Origin of the sequence: Salinicola endophyticus (assembly GCF_040536835.1) — a bacterium.
GTDB classification, from domain to species: domain Bacteria; phylum Pseudomonadota; class Gammaproteobacteria; order Pseudomonadales; family Halomonadaceae; genus Salinicola; species Salinicola endophyticus_A.
In genome coordinates this window covers 798,521-812,712 of the sequence record NZ_CP159578.1, presented here as the reverse complement: position 1 = coordinate 812,712, position 14,192 = coordinate 798,521, and the positions used below count along the sequence as shown (strand labels likewise).

Sequence of the window (14,192 nt, the reverse complement as noted above, 5' to 3'; positions counted from 1 at the left end):
TATCGTCTTCGGCGCCGCTCGGCTCTGCCGGTTCAGGTCAAAGCCGAGATGCGCAGCTGATCTTCCCTGAGCTGCACCTGGACGCTCGCCCCCAGCATACGCGGGTCGATGTCCTCGAGACGCTTGTAGGTACCCGCCACCGAGAGCAGCTCTGCATGCAGGTCATGGCAGAAGATGCCCGCCTCGCGATCACCATGAATACCTGCCAGGGCACGCCCGCGCAGTGGCCCGTAGACGTGTACGCTGCCCGCCGCGAGGACTTCGGCACCGGGATTGACCGCGCCGATCACCACCAGGTCGCCCTCGGGCGCCGATACCTGCTGACCCGAGCGCACCGTGCCACGATGGATGCGCCCGCCGGCGTGGGCCCCTTCGGTGCCGGCCAGCGGCAGCTCGGTCTCGACCTCCACCACCGGCTCGGCCGGGCTGGCCTCGACCGCCTTGGGGCGGCTCTCCTGCGGCGGGAACCAGCCCAGGCCCAGGGCCCAGGCGGACTGTTTGACGGGATCGGGGCCGCCACGCACCGCCACCGGCAGCAGCTTGTGCGCGCGGCACACGGCACAGATACGCTCCAGCGCCAGATGCGGCTCATCGAGCCGCTCGACGCTGAGCACCACCGGCGTGTGCTGGAAGAAGGCCGGGGCCTGGCTGACCTTGCCGGCCAGCTGGGCGCGCACGCGCTCCGGGTCGCCACTGGTCAACTCCATGACCGTCATGGGCAGCATGCCACCTTTGAACGTGAAGGCAGTCTCTGCCCGATCCCTGTTGAGACTCATGACCGAACTCCGCAGCGGGGAAATAGGGGTTACGCTATGCGAGGGCGTCTGCCGCTGCAACCGATCATAAGGCCAGCTAGACCTTTTGTCAGGTGTCGCCGACGGCCGACGCCCGTGGCTCTGCACTCTTTTACCGCGGGCCGTCAAATGGTTAGATAGGCGGCTGCCGCCGATGCCACGCCGCCCGCCGCATCGGCCACCGCCAGCCCGTCGTTTTCAGGATGCCAAACCTGCCATGCCAGGACTCTTTCAACGCCTACTGTCTCCCCGTCGGCGGCGCCCGCGTTGGGACCACCAGGACCCCAGCGTGCGCGCCCACGCCGCGCTGCAACTCGATGCCGGCGACCATGCCGCGCTCAAGACGCTATCCCGAGACAGCGATGCCAGCGTACGCCAAGCCGCGCTGTCGCGCCTGAGCGATCCCGACACGCTGCTCGCGTGGCACCACGAAGCCGCTTCTCCCGAATCGCTGGCACGCCTGATCGATGTGATCGGCGGCCGCGAGCAGCCCGCGCTGGAGCTCTCCCGGCGTGTTGCGCTGGTAGCGAGCCTGAACGAGCAGGCACTGCTCGATGCGCTGGTCGAACAGGGCGACAACCAGACGCTGCGGCTGACCGCCCTGGCCAGAATCGAGGATGAGGCGCGGCTGGTGCACCACGCCAGTGACAACGGCATTGCTGCGGTGCGCCTGGCGGCGGCCGAGCGCGTCTCCAGCCCGGCCGGTCTGGGCACGCTGGTCAAGCAGGCCAGGCGCGACAAGCAGGTGGCGCGGCTGGCCCGCGAGCGGCTGGCGCGCCAGCGTGCCGACGCCGAGCAGCAGGCCGCCGCCAGCGCCGAACGCGAGCGTCTGCTGGAAGCCCTCGAAGCGCACGCGCACCGCCCCTGGGAGCCACTCTACGAGGCGCGCCTGAAGCACTGGGTCAAGGCATGGGAACCCCTCGCCGACGGCGCCGACCAGCCCCAGCACCAGCGTTTCGATATCGCCGTTGCACGCTGCCGCCAACGCATCGCCGAACACGAGCACCACCACCGCGAACTGGAACGGGTCCAGCGCGAGAAGGCCACAGCCAAGGCCACCCGCGAGGGCATCCTCGAGGCCCTGGAACAGGCGCTCAATACCGTCAGTGCGAGTGAACCGCTGACCACCGAAGCGATGGAGGCGTTGGCCTCGCGCTGGCAGCTGCAGAGCGAGCGCTGGCAGTCGGTCTCCGACGACTACGGTGTCAGTGACGCCTACGCCGCGCGCCATGCCGAGCTAGAACGCCGGGTACAGACACTGTGGCAGGCATGGGAGCGCCTGACACAGTTGGCACCCGAGCTGCGCCAGGCTTTGGATCAGGAGGGTGACACCACCGCACTGCTGGCCCGCCTCGACTGGCCACAGACCCTCCCGCCGACCGCTCTGATCGCGGATGCGCTACGTCAATCGGCCGCCCCCATCGCCGCGTCGGCAGCAGCGCGTGACAGCAGTGCCCCGCCGACCTGGGACGAGTCGGCGCTCAGCGCTCAGCTCGACCAGCTCGAAGCCGAGCTCGACAGTGGCCGCTACCGTCCCGCGGCGCAGATTCAGCGCCAACTGCGCCAGCAGATCGACGCCAGCCCTGCCGCACTGCCCGCCGCGCTCGAGCAGCGCTGGAAGCAGCTCACCGCCAGGCTCGCCGAGCTGCGCGACTGGCGCGGCTTCGTTGCCGCACCCAAGCGAGAGGAGCTGCTCACGGCGATCGAGGCACTGGCCGAGGCGCGCGAGCAGAGCGATGCCGAGCGCCACCGCCGGCATCAGCAGTTGATCCGCGAGTGGCGCCAGCTCGGCGATGCCGCCGCCAGTCGTGAGCTGGCGCAGCGCTTTCGCACCGCTTCCGACGCCCTGCACACCCAGTTGGCGGCCTGGGAGAGCGAACTCGCCAACCGCGAGCGCGACAATCTCGAGCTCCGTGAAGCGCTCTGCGAACAATTGGAGACGCTGCTCGACAATCCCGCCGAGGATGCCGACCCCGACGCCCTGCGGCGTATTCGCGATGCTGCCCAGGAGCAGTGGGACCAGCACTGGCCGGTACCCAAGCGCCGTGCCGCCGCGCTGGGACGGCGCTTCGCCCGGCTGCGCCAGCGCCTGCAGACGCTGATCGACGCCCGCGCCGGAGATATCGCCAGCCACAAGCGCGAACTGGTGGCCGAGGCCCAGCGCCTGGCCGAGCAGACGGGGCCGGCGCAGCAGCGCGCCGATCAGGCCAAGCAGCTGCAGCAGCGCTGGCGCGAACTGGGGCGCGCACCCAAGGGGGTCGAGCAGACCCTGTGGCGACAGTTCCGCAGCCACTGCGACACCATCTTCGCCGCGCGCGATGCGCTGCGCGGCGAGCAGCAGGCACGCCAGCAGCAGCGCTTCGACGCCATGCAGGCGCTGATCGACAAGCTCGATGCATGGCAGCCGACCCACGCTGGCGAACGCGACGTGCTGGACGCCGCCCTGGCGGAGGCTCAGCGCCTCTCGCCGCTGCCGCACAGCCGTCGCAGTGAGGGCATGGAGCGGCGCTGGCAGGGAATCGTGCATGCCCGCGAAGTGACCCTGGAGCGGCTCGAACTGGTCGCCCAGGCGCGTACCTGGCCCGACTATCGCCGCTGGCTCGAACAGGCGATCGCCGGCACGGCGCTCGATCCCGAGCCGCCCGCCGCGCTGCGCCAGCGCCTGCAGCAGCGACAAAAGCAGACACCACTCGCCGCAGACGACGCCGAAGAGGTACTGCAGCGCTGCCTGGTGCAGCTGAGTCTGCTCGCCGGTGAGCCGATCCCCGAGGCGCTGGAGCCGCTGCGCCTGGAGGTTCAGGTAGCGCGCCTCAACGACGCTCTGGGGCGCCCGCCGACACCACCGGAGGAGCTCGAGCAGACGCTGCTGCGACTGTTCACCATCACCCCGCTGGAGGCATCGCTATGGGCCCGTTACGCCTCTTCGTTCGATGCCCTGCTGGCCCGACTGGGCAGTGCGGGTCACGAGGGTGTTGACACGCGCTAATACTTACGTATAATTCGCCCCACGTTGATGCGGGGTGGAGCAGTCTGGTAGCTCGTCGGGCTCATAACCCGAAGGTCGTCGGTTCAAATCCGGCCCCCGCTACCAAATTATTAGGCCGGTGCCTTTCGAGGCACCGGCCTTTTTTTGTGGCCACCTTCCCTGGCGGCCACCCTTCGAGCCGTCGGCTGCGCCGACGTCAAAAACCGCTCCCGGCACTTTTTGGTGGACACCTTCCCTGGCGGCCATCCTTCGGGCCGTCGGCTACGCCTTCATCATTGTTCATCGCGCCGTGGCGGCTGGACCATGCCCAGGCGCCCGATGCCGGGCAACCGCAGGGCCGGCGGATCGAGATCGACACCGACGCCGAGACCCAGCAGGTTGAACTCGACCCCCTCCTCCCACGCCGCGGTCACGCCCACAAGCCCGCCCAGCGAGAGCTGATAGCCGCTGTGCGACGGCGCCCGGGCCAGCGGACCGTCGAGCAGATAATCCTTGCCGATGGCGTTGGCCGGAAAGTCCACCGCCAGTTCCGGTACCTGGCGCACCACCCAGGCGACGAAGGTGTTGCTGTTGGGCCCGGGCCAGATGCGATAGTGCCCGGCCTGGGGATAGCTCGGCACCACCTGCTCGATGGTGGCGATGGCCCGCGCCGCCGGGGCTCCGCGCAGCTCTGCCAGCAGTTCCGGAGGGTTGCCGTACCAGGCCCGGTCCGGCTGCGCCACGGCGACCTGCACCGTGGGGCGGCGCCAGCTCACCACCTGATAGACGCGGTAGTGCGCGGCGTGTTCGGCCTTGGTCGCGATCCAGGTATGCACGCCGAAGGCGCCGCGCCAGGCGAAGGCGCGCGCGGCATAGACCTGTACCAGCGCCGCCGGCGTAGTCGCAGGGTCCGGTGCCAGACCGCTCACGCTGCGCGAGGCGTGCTGCCAGTCGCCGCGCCAGTCGACCTGCTGCGACAACAGCAACCAGGCCGGCCCTAGCAGCAGACACAGGAGCAGCAGCAGGCCACCGCAGAGCAGCTTGAGGATCACACGCAGGCCACGGATGGCACTCGACATGAGATGCTCCCCCGTTCGAGAAATGGACCGCCGGGGGTTGAATCACCGGCCGCTGACCCGCATAACACTCGCCAATCCCGTACCGCACATCAAGGGCACTTCTTCATGGCAATCGTCGATCCCCGCACAGGCCAACCGCTCACCAGCCCCGACGGCCAGGACAGCAACGACGCGGCGCAAGCTCCGGCGGAGGACGTCATCGTCGACGTCACCCTGGACAACTTCCAGCAGGTGGTGCTGGAGGGCTCGATGCAGCGCCCGGTGCTGCTGCAGAGCTGGGCCGACTGGTGCGAGCCGTGCAAGAACCTCAAACCGATCCTGGAGAAGCTGGCACGCGAATACGCCGGCGCCTTCGTGCTCGCCAAGCTCGATATCGAGGCCTATCCGCAGATCGCCTCGCAGTTGGGGGTACGCTCGGTGCCCGACGTCAAGCTGATCGCCCAGGGCCAGCTCTACGATCAGTTCCAGGGCGCGCTGCCGGAGAAGCAGGTGCGCGAATGGTTGGGCAAGTATATCGAAGCGCCGGCCGACGCCGCCGAGAGCCCCGAGGAGATGGCCCAGGCGGCACTCGCCAGCGGCGACACCCAGACCGCCCAGGCGATCTACCAGGAGCTGATTCAGCAGTATCCGGATTACCACGACTATCAGGTCGACCTCGCCGGCGTGCTGGTGGCTGCCGGCCAGACTCCGGATGCCAAGCAGATCCTCGACAATCTGCCGCCTGAGCACCGTGACTCGCCCAAGGCGCGCGGCGTGCGTGCGCGTATCGAATTCGGCGAAGAGGCGCCGAGCGCGGCCGAGATCGAGGCCCTGGGCGAGCGCGAGGATAGCGAGGCGCGGTTCCAGCGCGCGCTGCGCGCGGTCGCCGACGGTGACTACGAGCGTGGCCTGGAGGGTCTGCTGGCGCTGATGAAGGCTGACCGCGCCTACGCCGACGACGCCGCCCGCAAGACCCTGCTGCGGGTCTTCGACGCCCTCGGCGCCGACCACCCGCTGACGGTCAGCTACCGCCGCCGGCTGTTCGCCATGCTCTACTGAGCCACTTCTACGGGGCCATTTCTACCGTGCCACTGCACTGACACGGCCACCGCCCGCGCTCCCCGTACTGTAACCCGCAACACCCGGCCCCGGCCGGGTGTTGCGCGTCAGCTATCTGCCACCGGTCAGCTCAGGACACGATCCAGCCGCCCCAAGGCCGCCTCCAATGTCTCGCTCGGGGTGCCGAAGTTGAGGCGCACGAAGCCGGGCCAGCCGAAGTCGGCGCCATCGGAGAGCGCCACCCGGGCCTCCTCGAGCAAGCGCTGCTGGGGCGAGTCGGCGAATGCGCTGGCGCGAAGGTCCAGCCACGCCAGATAGGTCGACTGCGGCGACGATAGCGTCACCCCGGGCCAGCCAGCGACATGCCGCTCGAGGCGCACCAGATTGTCGCGCAGCACCCCGAGCAGCGCCTGACGCCACGCTTCTCCCTCGGCGTAAGCGGCCTCGGCGGCGTGCAGCCCAAGCACGTTGACGCCCGGCAGCACTCCCGTCGCGGCGCGCTGGAAGCGCTCCCGCAGGCTGGCGTCGGCGATCACCGCACAGGCCGCCGAGAGTCCGGCGATATTGAACGTCTTGGAGGGCGCCCAGAGGGTGATCAAGCGCTCGGCCAGTTCGGGGCAGAGCAGGCCCAGCGGCTGGTGCGGCCGTTCCGGGTCGAGGATCAGATCGCAGTGCAGCTCGTCGGAAACCACGATCAACCCATGGCGCTGCGCCAGCTCGGCCAACCCGCGCAGCTCGTCGACATCCCATACCCGCCCGGTGGGGTTGTGCGGGTGACACCACAGGAGCACCCGGGTCGTGGGCCGGATGGCCGCTTCCAGCGCCTCCAGATCGAGCCGCCAGTCGCCGCCGGGGGTGGTCGGCGGGGCCAGCTCGAAGGTCTGCGCCTCGCGCCCGGTATGGCGCGCCACGCTCAAGAACGGCGGATAAATCGGCGTCGCCGTGAGCACACCCTCGCCGGGCTCGCTGAACGCCAACGCCGCCAGGTGCAGCGCCGGGACCACACCCGGCACCCAGCACTGCCAGGCGGGGTCGATGGACCAGCCGTAATGGCGCTCGCTCCAGCGGCAGAGGGTGTCGCGCAGCGCCGGGGTGGCATCGGCATAGCCGAACACGCCGTGGTCGACGCGCCGGCTCAACGCCTCGATCACCGCGGGCGGCGAGCGGAAGTCCATGTCGGCAACCCACAGTGGCAACACGTCCTCGGCGTACTGCTGCCATTTCTTGGTCGGATACTGCCGTCGATCGATCGGCGTGGCAAAATCGAAACTCACAGTAACGTTCTCATCCGGTTGATGATTGTCGGCCAGTCGGCGCCTTCCCAGAAAGACGCCGACTGGCAGTGAAGGAGCGCCAATGACAGAGACTCTCTGCCGCGGTCGTGCCGCACGTCCGTTCTATAGCCGCGTGGTCACGGGCAGCTCGGCGCTGGTCGGCCACTGGCTGCTGCTGGGCCAGGCCGACCCCGACCGCCTGGCGATGATTCTGGCCGATACCGCGCGCCTGGCCAAACTCGGCGACCCCGACGGCACCCCGGACGGCGCCACCTTGACCGCCTGGAGCGGCGACGCCACGCCGCCGCGCTGGGCCGCGCGCACGGCGCTGTTCCTGCTGGTGCAGATGCCCGCCCGGCCCACGCCGCGAGACGCCGACGAGGCCTGCGCCTGGGCCTACTGCTGGCTGCGCAACCGCGAGTTCCCCTCGCTGGAGGCGGCCCGCGACGCCCTGCCGGCGCATCTGCACACACCGCTGCACGCGGTGCTGGAGGACGCCTGGCAGGACCACCACGGCCAGCGTCTGATCTGAGCGCGGTGGCGGCCGCCATCGCGTTACTCAGCGCTTGGGCACGAAGCCATCCGGCTTGTCCGCCAGCCAGGTGACGAAGGCGCGGATATCGGGATGCGCCATCAGCGCCTCGCGGCTGGCATAGTGGTCCGCCAGCTCGCGCTCGCTGAGCATGCGGTGGAGATGCGAATGGCACGGGCGACAGATCCACAGCACGCGGGTGTGCATCTGCTCGCGCCCGTAGCGCTTGCGGTAGCGTGGCTTGCGGTGCAGCGCGCGGGGAATCAGATGGTGGCGGGTCAGCGGCGCTCGGCGTCCGCACAGCCCACAGCGGTCATGGCTCATCGGTTGGCGTTCAAGCGGCTCTTCAAAGCGGTCTTCAAGTTGGCGGCTCGCATCCGGCAGGCGTCGTTTCAGCCTAGCGGCGCCAATCAGGGCGCGCCAGCAGCGCGCTGGCCTGAGCCGGTCATGTAGACTGGCGCGCCGCGCTGTACCCATTCTTACAAGGAGTGCTGCCATGACACCGGCCGTGCGTCTGCTCGAATCCCGTGGCGTCGACCACCGCGTCACCGCCTACTCGCTCGATGCCGCGTCAGAGAGCTACGGCCTGGACGCCGCCCGCGCCCTGGCGCTGCCCCCGGCGACGATCTTCAAGACGCTGCTGGCACGCACCGACACGGGGAGCCTGGTGGTCGCCATGGTGCCCGTCGACGCCACGCTCGACCTCAAGGCGCTGGCCAAGGCCGCCGGCGCGCGCAAGGCGCAGATGGCCACCCCGGCCGAGGCCGAGCGCGCCACCGGTTATCTGGTCGGCGGCATCAGCCCGCTGGGACAGAAGCGCCGCCTGGCGAGCTTCATCGACGACAGCGCGCTCGACCTCGACGAGATCCATGTCAGCGCCGGCAAGCGCGGGCTGGAGCTGTCGCTGGCCCCGCGCGACCTGATCACGCTGCTGGCGGCGACGCCGGTGGCGCTGGCACGGCGCTGAGAGAGACAGCAGTGCGGGGGAGTCGATTGCCCGGCCCTATCCGGGACGACTATCATGCGCCCTCCCGGCGGTCATGCGCGCTCCCGGCGGCGATGCGCGCCCCCAGTGCACGCCCCGGCGATGACGCGCCGCCACCGTTGCCACACGCTCATACGGAATATCCAGCATGGTGATTCGCACCGATCAGACACCGACCGAGGCCCAGTTGGCGATCATCGCCGAGCAGCTCGGCCGTCCGCCGCGCGGACTCGAAGCGGTTGCCGCCACCGATAGTCAGGGTCGTCCGCTGGTCCTGCGCATGGCGCCGATCGTCGACGATGCGCCCTTTCCCACGCTCTACTGGCTCTCCTGCGAGCGCCTCAAGGTCGTGCTCTCGCGGCTCGAGGCGAGCGGCGTGATCAAGGAGCTGGAGGCACGCCTGCAGCAGGAGCCGGCGTGGCTTGCCAGCTACCACGCCAGCCATGCCGACTATGTCGCCCAGCGCTGGTCGTACATGAGCGATGCTCAGCGCGCGGAAATCGAACGCCGCGGCTTCGCGCCGCTGATGCGCGAACGTGGCGTCGGCGGGATCACCAACTGGGACCAGGTGCGCTGCCTGCACACCCAGTACGCCCATCACCTGTGCGGCGACAATGCCATCGGACGCTGGCTCGACGAGACCTACGACGTCGCCGCCAGCATCCCCTGACAGCCGTCTCATCCGATCGCTGAAGGAGCGACAACGTGCATATCTGTGTCTATCTGGGTTCCCGCGAGGGCAATCACCCGCAGTTCGCCGCCGCCACCGAGGCGCTCGGCCAGGCCATCGCCGCGCGTGGCTGGGGGCTGGTCTACGGCGGCGCGCGCAATGGTCTGATGGGGCGTCTGGCAAACGCCTGCCTCGCCGCCGGCGGTGAGGTGATCGGCGTGATGCCCGAGCATCTGGTCCAGCGCGAGGTGTCGCACCAGGGCCTGACCCGGCTGATTCGCGTCGCCAACATGCACGAACGCAAGGCGACCATGGCCGCCCACGCCGATGCCTTCATCGCCCTGCCCGGCGGCATCGGTACGCTGGAGGAGCTGTTCGAGATCTGGACCTGGCGCTATCTGCAACTGCACCACAAACCGGTGGGCGTGCTCGATGTGGGCGGTTTCTACACCGGGCTGCTGAATTTCCTCGACACCACCGTGGAGCACGGTTTCCTGGACGCCAGCACCCGCCGCGAACTGATCGCCGACACCGATATCGAGCCCCTGCTGGATCGGCTGGCGGCGGATCGCGATCCGGCCGCCTGACGCCCGGCTCACTCCGTACTCAGCGCCGGCGTCACCGCGTCGGCGCCGACATAGCGGCGGCGCTTGTCGGGCTTGAGCCGAGTGACGTCGACCACCACCAGACCATCCACGCAGAAGCCGAAATCGGTATCCACGCCGAACCCCAGAAAGCGCACCGCCCCGGGTTCGGCGACCTCGCAGTACTGCTTGTAGAGCACCGGTACGCTCACCCCCATCGCCTCCAGCTGTTCACGCAGGCGGCGAAAGTCCTCGTCGCGATCGCCACCGTCGAACAGCCGCTCCGCCTCCAGCCGTCCGGCATCGGAGAGCACGAAGGGGCCCGCGGCCGCACGCCCTCCTCGGGGTCACCGTAATAGTGGCGGTAGTAGCTGACCACCAGCTCGCGGGCGCGCAGCGGCAGCGCCGCCGACAGCGACACCGGGCCGAACAGCCAGCGCACCTGCGGGTGATGGCGCAGATAGGCGCCCAGCCCCTGCCACAGATAATCCAGGCTGCGCCGCCCCCAGTAGCGCGGCTGGACGAAGCTGCGCCCCAGCTCGAGCCCGTGGCGAAGTTCATCCCAGGGCGCCGTCTCGAGGTGGAACAGGGTCGCGGCATAGAAGCCGTCAGGGCCATGAGCGTCGAGGATCGCTCCCGCTTCACCCAGGCGATAGGCCCCGGCGATCTCCAGGTCACGGTCGTCCCACACCAGCAGGTGGCGGTAGTAGTCGTCGAAGGCATCGAGATCGCGTCGCCGACCGGTGCCTTCGCCGACCCGGCGGAAGGCGATCTCGCGCAGCCGGCCGATCTCGCGCAGCACCACGCCGTGGGGCGGCCCCTCGACCAGCAGAATCTGCTTGCCGTCCTTGGTCTCGCCCAGCCGACGCGCCTCGCGCAGCGCTTCGCGCAGCGCCTGCCGGCTCTCCGTGTGGGCGATCGCCGCTTCACCGCGGAACAGCCCCTTGCGCCCCTGCCCCAGCCGGTAGACGTGCTTGCGCAGCAGCTTGAGCGTCGCCTCCGAGCGCAGGCCGCCGCGCGCCAGCCGCTCCAGCGGCAGCAGGTCGCCGATGCGCACGCGTAGCTGGCGATCGCGCTGGCGGAACATCTCGTGCGGCAGCAGCAGCGTACCGATCCCGTCGCGCAGGGCGGCCAAGGCGTAGAACAGCCAGGAGTTGCGCCCGCCCACGTGCAGCGGCAGCAGTGGCGCATTGGTGCGCCGCGCCAGATGCAGGACCCCGGCCTGCCAACGACGATCGCGAATGCCGCGCGGGCAGGCCCGGGAGACCTCACCGGCGGGAAACACGATCACCGCCTCCTCGCGGTCCAGCGCCGCCTCGATCGCGGCCAGGCTGCGCCGATAGCCGCGCCGGTTCAGGTTGTCCAAGGGGAGCAGGCAGGGTTGCAGTGGCTCGATCTGGGCCAGGATCGAGCTCGCCACGATGCGCACGTCGCTGCGCACATCGGCCACCAGGCGTAGCAGTGCCAGGCCGTCGAGGGCGCCCAGCGGGTGGTTGGCGACGATCAGCACGCGTCCGAACACCGGGATGTTCTCCCGCTCCCGCGAGGAGACCGCATAGCCGAAGCGGAAGTAGTCGAGCACCTGCTCGACGAAGGCCAGGCCACGCGTCTCGCGGTGGCGCGCCAGGAAATCATTGATCTCGCGCTCATGGATCAGACGACGCATCAGCGCCGTGGTGCAGTGCCGCAGCCAGCGAGGCAGGCGACGAAAGCCGCCGAGGTGTCGTTCGAGCAGCGCGCCGGTATCGATCATGGGCCATCCCCTCTACTACGTATACGAGTGACGTGGGCGGGTGACATGGATGGCTGCCAGCATGGCGCTGACATATGACAACGGCGTGGCCATCGCCGGGCTGCTAGAGTGAGGGGATGTCCTTAGCGAGGAGAGTACATCGATGCACGCGATCGCCATCGAGTCGCAGCGCCTGGTGTGGCGCGAACATGAAGCACCCGGCCCGGTAGGGGCCACGGAGGTGCGTATCGAGGTGGCCTGGGCCGGGGTCAACCGCGCCGATCTGATGCAGCGCGCCGGCAAGTATCCGCCCCCGCCGGGCGCCCCGGACATTCCCGGGCTGGAGGTCAGCGGTACCATCGCCGAGGTGGGGCCGCGGGTCGAGCGCTTCCGCCGCGGCGACGCGGTCTGCGCGCTGCTGGCCGGCGGCGGCTACGCCGAACAGGTGGTGGTGGATGAAGCCCAGGTGCTGCCGATCCCTGCCAATCTCGGTCTGCGCGAGGCAGCGGCACTGCCCGAGGTGTTCGCCACCGCCTGGCTCAACCTCTACATGGAGGGCGCCGCTCAGAGCGGCCAGCGCATCCTGCTGCACGCCGCGGCGAGCGGCGTCGGTACCGCCGCGATCCAGCTCTGTCGTGCCTTCGGCAACCCCTGTTTCGTCACCGCGGGGAGTCAGGAGAAGCTCGACGCCTGCACGCGCCTGGGTGCCGACGCCGGCTGGAATCGCCACGACGGCAGCTTCGTCGACGCTGTCAAGGCGTGGGGCGGCGCGGACATGATCCTCGACCCGGTCGGCGGTGACTACGTGGAGCAGGATCTGGCGGTACTGAACGCCGATGGCCGGCTGGTGCTGATCGGGCTGATGGGCGGCATGGAGGCGAAGCTCGATCTCGGGCGCATGCTGATGAAGCGCCAGCGCGTGATCGGCTCGACCCTGCGCTCGCGTTCAGCCAAGGCCAAGGGGGCGATCCTGGATGCCCTGCACGCCCAGGTGTGGCCCAGACTCGCAAGCGGAGAGATCAAGCCGCTGATCGCCGAGAGCTGGCCGATCCAGGAAGCGGAGAGCGCCCTTCAACACCTCGATGACAATGCCAATATCGGCAAGGTGCTGCTGCGGGTCAGCGCTTGAGTCACCGCGCCGCCGGGGCTCACTCGGCGGCGAGCCGGCGGGTCTCGCTGTAGGTCAATTGCAGCAGCCTGGCATCGTCTCCGGCGCGATGGCGGCGGATGTCATGATCCTGCACCACCCGCTCCTTGGTCTCGCGCCACAGCGTCACCTGCGCCTCGGAGAGCAGCCGACGCAGCGCTTCCAGACGAAATCGCGGCAGCATGCCGGCCTGATCGAAGAGCAGCGCGAGCCAGGTGTTGTCGTAGCCCCAGCTGTCGCTGTAGGCGACACCGATCTCGGCCAGCTCATCATTGAGCCAGCGCGCCACCTCGACCGCCGGGTAGCCCTCGCGGACCAGCCGCGCCCGCGAGATGCCGTGCAGGAGCTCGGCCTTGGCGTCCCAGTGGGTCCAGGTGTCGGCGGGTTGGATCAAGAAAGCACAGCGCGTGCCGTCGGCCCGGGCCAGGCCAACCTCGATGGGATAGCTGCCACGGCCAAAGCCCGAAGCTTCGATGTCTAAAAGGACAGGCAGCGACACGGAGTGGACTCCCTCTTCATGATGCCGTCGCATCTGGCGACGCCGGTGTGGCGTCATCATGACAGTGTTGGCGCGGGAGTTCACCCCGACCGCACGCGGCACCGGCAGGCACCGCCGGGGTTCAGTGCGTCAGCGGCGCGGCCTGAGGCGCTTCGAGCAGGGTCTGGCCAGCGAGATGGTCGGCATACTGCGCCCAGGCCTCGGCCCGCGCCGGATCCTGCGCAAGCCCCAGCTCACCACCGAGATAGGCCTGCGCCAACCGCTCGGCAGCCTGGCGATGGCCGTTCTCGCCGGCCCGGGCATACCAGGTTACCGCGTGATGCTCGTTGGGCTGGTACTGATTGCAGCCGTGCTCATAGAGACACCCGGCCTGGAACTGGGCGTGACTGTCGCCCTCCTGTGCGGCCTGCAGCACGTAGCGTGCGCCGGTGGACTTGTCCTGGGGCGAGACACCGCGTGCCAGCAGTACGCGGCCATAGAGCGACCGCGCCGGCAGATGGCCGGCGTCGGCACAGCGCTTGAACCACTTGAGCATCAGCCGCTGCTTGCCGGGCGAGCGGGTCATCCAGCGCGTGTGACACAGTCCGGAGGCGAGACGAAACTCGAAGCGTGTCAGGAAAGAGAACGTCTGTGGCATAACTGACAGTGACCTTGAGGACGAAGACCGGTAGCGGTCCGAGAAACCCTGTCGATCTGGACGCATCTTTGTTCTACGACAACACGGTTGTTAACGACGTCGGAATCGACTTGCTGCAGGCTCGCCCGGGGCTGCCGGGCGGCGAAAGGCCGCAAGCATACGCCTCCCCGATGGCCGACTCAACCCCCGCCGCAGGGGCGCTATTTGCCGCCCCCGAAAGGCCCCAGTAACATACGATTTTCAGTCGTCTTTTCGG

The 14,192-nt window shown here is 69.1% G+C and carries 15 protein-coding genes and 1 tRNA gene; 8 read left to right on the top strand and 8 right to left on the bottom strand.

All coding sequences use genetic code 11. The annotated features are described in order from the left end of the window. Window positions 1-32: 32 nt before the first annotated feature. The gene (gene minC, locus ABV408_RS03885; RefSeq protein WP_353981154.1) at window positions 33-776 is read right to left on the bottom strand and encodes a septum site-determining protein MinC; all 744 of its coding nucleotides are present in this window, start codon (window positions 774-776) and stop codon (window positions 33-35) included. Between the two features lie 235 nt (window positions 777-1,011). Here minC and ABV408_RS03880 point away from each other — a divergent pair, with 235 nt between their 5' ends. Both ABV408_RS03880 and ABV408_RS03875 read left to right on the top strand, forming a co-directional pair. Then, window positions 1,012-3,780 carry a DUF349 domain-containing protein gene (locus ABV408_RS03880; protein ID WP_353981153.1) on the top strand — a complete coding sequence of 923 codons (2,769 nt, stop codon included), beginning with the start codon at window positions 1,012-1,014 and terminating at the stop codon, window positions 3,778-3,780. 28 nt (window positions 3,781-3,808) lie between these two features. Next, window positions 3,809-3,885: transfer RNA gene (locus ABV408_RS03875), tRNA-Met, on the top strand. Between the two features lie 167 nt (window positions 3,886-4,052). Here the strand turns inward: ABV408_RS03875 and ABV408_RS03870 are convergent. Next, window positions 4,053-4,838 (bottom strand): DUF3750 domain-containing protein, encoded by a 786-nt coding sequence (locus ABV408_RS03870; protein WP_353981152.1) that lies wholly within the window; start codon window positions 4,836-4,838, stop codon window positions 4,053-4,055. A gap of 105 nt (window positions 4,839-4,943) precedes the next feature. Here ABV408_RS03870 and ABV408_RS03865 point away from each other — a divergent pair, with 105 nt between their 5' ends. Further along, window positions 4,944-5,876, top strand: coding sequence for a tetratricopeptide repeat protein (locus ABV408_RS03865; protein ID WP_353981150.1), 933 nt, complete (start codon window positions 4,944-4,946; stop codon window positions 5,874-5,876). Window positions 5,877-6,001: 125 nt separating this feature from the next. On the opposite strand, the gene ABV408_RS03860 is transcribed toward ABV408_RS03865, so the two are convergent. Then, window positions 6,002-7,150, bottom strand: a complete 1,149-nt coding sequence (locus tag ABV408_RS03860) for a PatB family C-S lyase (RefSeq protein ID WP_353981149.1) — start codon at window positions 7,148-7,150, stop codon at window positions 6,002-6,004. Window positions 7,151-7,232: 82 nt separating this feature from the next. On the opposite strand from ABV408_RS03860, the gene ABV408_RS03855 reads away from it, so the two are divergent. Then, entirely contained in the window at window positions 7,233-7,682 is a 450-nt protein-coding gene (locus tag ABV408_RS03855) for a hypothetical protein (protein WP_353981148.1), read from the top strand. Window positions 7,683-7,709: 27 nt separating this feature from the next. On the opposite strand, the gene ABV408_RS03850 is transcribed toward ABV408_RS03855, so the two are convergent. After that, window positions 7,710-8,006, bottom strand: a complete 297-nt coding sequence (locus ABV408_RS03850) for a hypothetical protein (RefSeq protein WP_353981147.1) — start codon at window positions 8,004-8,006, stop codon at window positions 7,710-7,712. Between the two features lie 172 nt (window positions 8,007-8,178). On the opposite strand from ABV408_RS03850, the gene ybaK reads away from it, so the two are divergent. The 3 genes from ybaK to ABV408_RS03835 all read left to right on the top strand — a co-directional run bounded on the left by ybaK (window position 8,179) and on the right by ABV408_RS03835 (window position 9,924). After that, the gene (gene ybaK, locus ABV408_RS03845) at window positions 8,179-8,649 is read left to right on the top strand and encodes a Cys-tRNA(Pro) deacylase (RefSeq protein WP_353981146.1); all 471 of its coding nucleotides are present in this window, start codon (window positions 8,179-8,181) and stop codon (window positions 8,647-8,649) included. A gap of 166 nt (window positions 8,650-8,815) precedes the next feature. After that, window positions 8,816-9,337, top strand: coding sequence for a DUF501 domain-containing protein (locus ABV408_RS03840; protein ID WP_353981145.1), 522 nt, complete (start codon window positions 8,816-8,818; stop codon window positions 9,335-9,337). 35 nt (window positions 9,338-9,372) lie between these two features. Continuing rightward, entirely contained in the window at window positions 9,373-9,924 is a 552-nt protein-coding gene (locus tag ABV408_RS03835) for a TIGR00730 family Rossman fold protein (protein WP_353981144.1), read from the top strand. Window positions 9,925-9,932: 8 nt separating this feature from the next. Here the strand turns inward: ABV408_RS03835 and ABV408_RS03830 are convergent, their stop codons facing one another. After that, window positions 9,933-10,133 (bottom strand): hypothetical protein, encoded by a 201-nt coding sequence (locus ABV408_RS03830; protein ID WP_353981143.1) that lies wholly within the window; start codon window positions 10,131-10,133, stop codon window positions 9,933-9,935. Continuing rightward, complete coding sequence (locus tag ABV408_RS03825; RefSeq protein WP_353981142.1) at window positions 10,130-11,674, bottom strand: lysophospholipid acyltransferase family protein; 1,545 nt, start codon at window positions 11,672-11,674, stop codon at window positions 10,130-10,132. The genes ABV408_RS03830 and ABV408_RS03825 overlap by 4 nt, the downstream gene beginning before the upstream one ends. A gap of 142 nt (window positions 11,675-11,816) precedes the next feature. Between ABV408_RS03825 and ABV408_RS03820 the strand changes: the two genes are divergently transcribed. Beyond that, on the top strand, window positions 11,817-12,782 hold the full coding sequence (locus ABV408_RS03820; RefSeq protein ID WP_353981141.1) for an NAD(P)H-quinone oxidoreductase: 966 nt from the start codon (window positions 11,817-11,819) through the stop codon (window positions 12,780-12,782). Between the two features lie 19 nt (window positions 12,783-12,801). On the opposite strand, the gene ABV408_RS03815 is transcribed toward ABV408_RS03820, so the two are convergent. Together ABV408_RS03815 and ABV408_RS03810 are read right to left on the bottom strand one after the other, a co-directional pair. After that, complete coding sequence (locus tag ABV408_RS03815) at window positions 12,802-13,299, bottom strand: hypothetical protein (protein ID WP_353981140.1); 498 nt, start codon at window positions 13,297-13,299, stop codon at window positions 12,802-12,804. A gap of 121 nt (window positions 13,300-13,420) precedes the next feature. After that, window positions 13,421-13,936, bottom strand: a complete 516-nt coding sequence (locus ABV408_RS03810; RefSeq protein WP_353981139.1) for a tetratricopeptide repeat protein — start codon at window positions 13,934-13,936, stop codon at window positions 13,421-13,423. Window positions 13,937-14,192: the final 256 nt, after the last annotated feature.

Coding starts and splice junctions, on each gene's coding strand:
- minC (WP_353981154.1), bottom strand. CDS start 776: ATGAGTCTCAACAGGGATCGGGCAGAGACTGCCTTCACGTTCAAAGGT.
- ABV408_RS03880 (WP_353981153.1), top strand. CDS start 1,012: ATGCCAGGACTCTTTCAACGCCTACTGTCTCCCCGTCGGCGGCGCCCG.
- ABV408_RS03870 (WP_353981152.1), bottom strand. CDS start 4,838: ATGTCGAGTGCCATCCGTGGCCTGCGTGTGATCCTCAAGCTGCTCTGC.
- ABV408_RS03865 (WP_353981150.1), top strand. CDS start 4,944: ATGGCAATCGTCGATCCCCGCACAGGCCAACCGCTCACCAGCCCCGAC.
- ABV408_RS03855 (WP_353981148.1), top strand. CDS start 7,233: ATGACAGAGACTCTCTGCCGCGGTCGTGCCGCACGTCCGTTCTATAGC.
- ABV408_RS03850 (WP_353981147.1), bottom strand. CDS start 8,006: ATGAGCCATGACCGCTGTGGGCTGTGCGGACGCCGAGCGCCGCTGACC.
- ybaK (WP_353981146.1), top strand. CDS start 8,179: ATGACACCGGCCGTGCGTCTGCTCGAATCCCGTGGCGTCGACCACCGC.
- ABV408_RS03840 (WP_353981145.1), top strand. CDS start 8,816: ATGGTGATTCGCACCGATCAGACACCGACCGAGGCCCAGTTGGCGATC.
- ABV408_RS03825 (WP_353981142.1), bottom strand. CDS start 11,674: ATGATCGATACCGGCGCGCTGCTCGAACGACACCTCGGCGGCTTTCGT.
- ABV408_RS03820 (WP_353981141.1), top strand. CDS start 11,817: ATGCACGCGATCGCCATCGAGTCGCAGCGCCTGGTGTGGCGCGAACAT.
- ABV408_RS03810 (WP_353981139.1), bottom strand. CDS start 13,936: ATGCCACAGACGTTCTCTTTCCTGACACGCTTCGAGTTTCGTCTCGCC.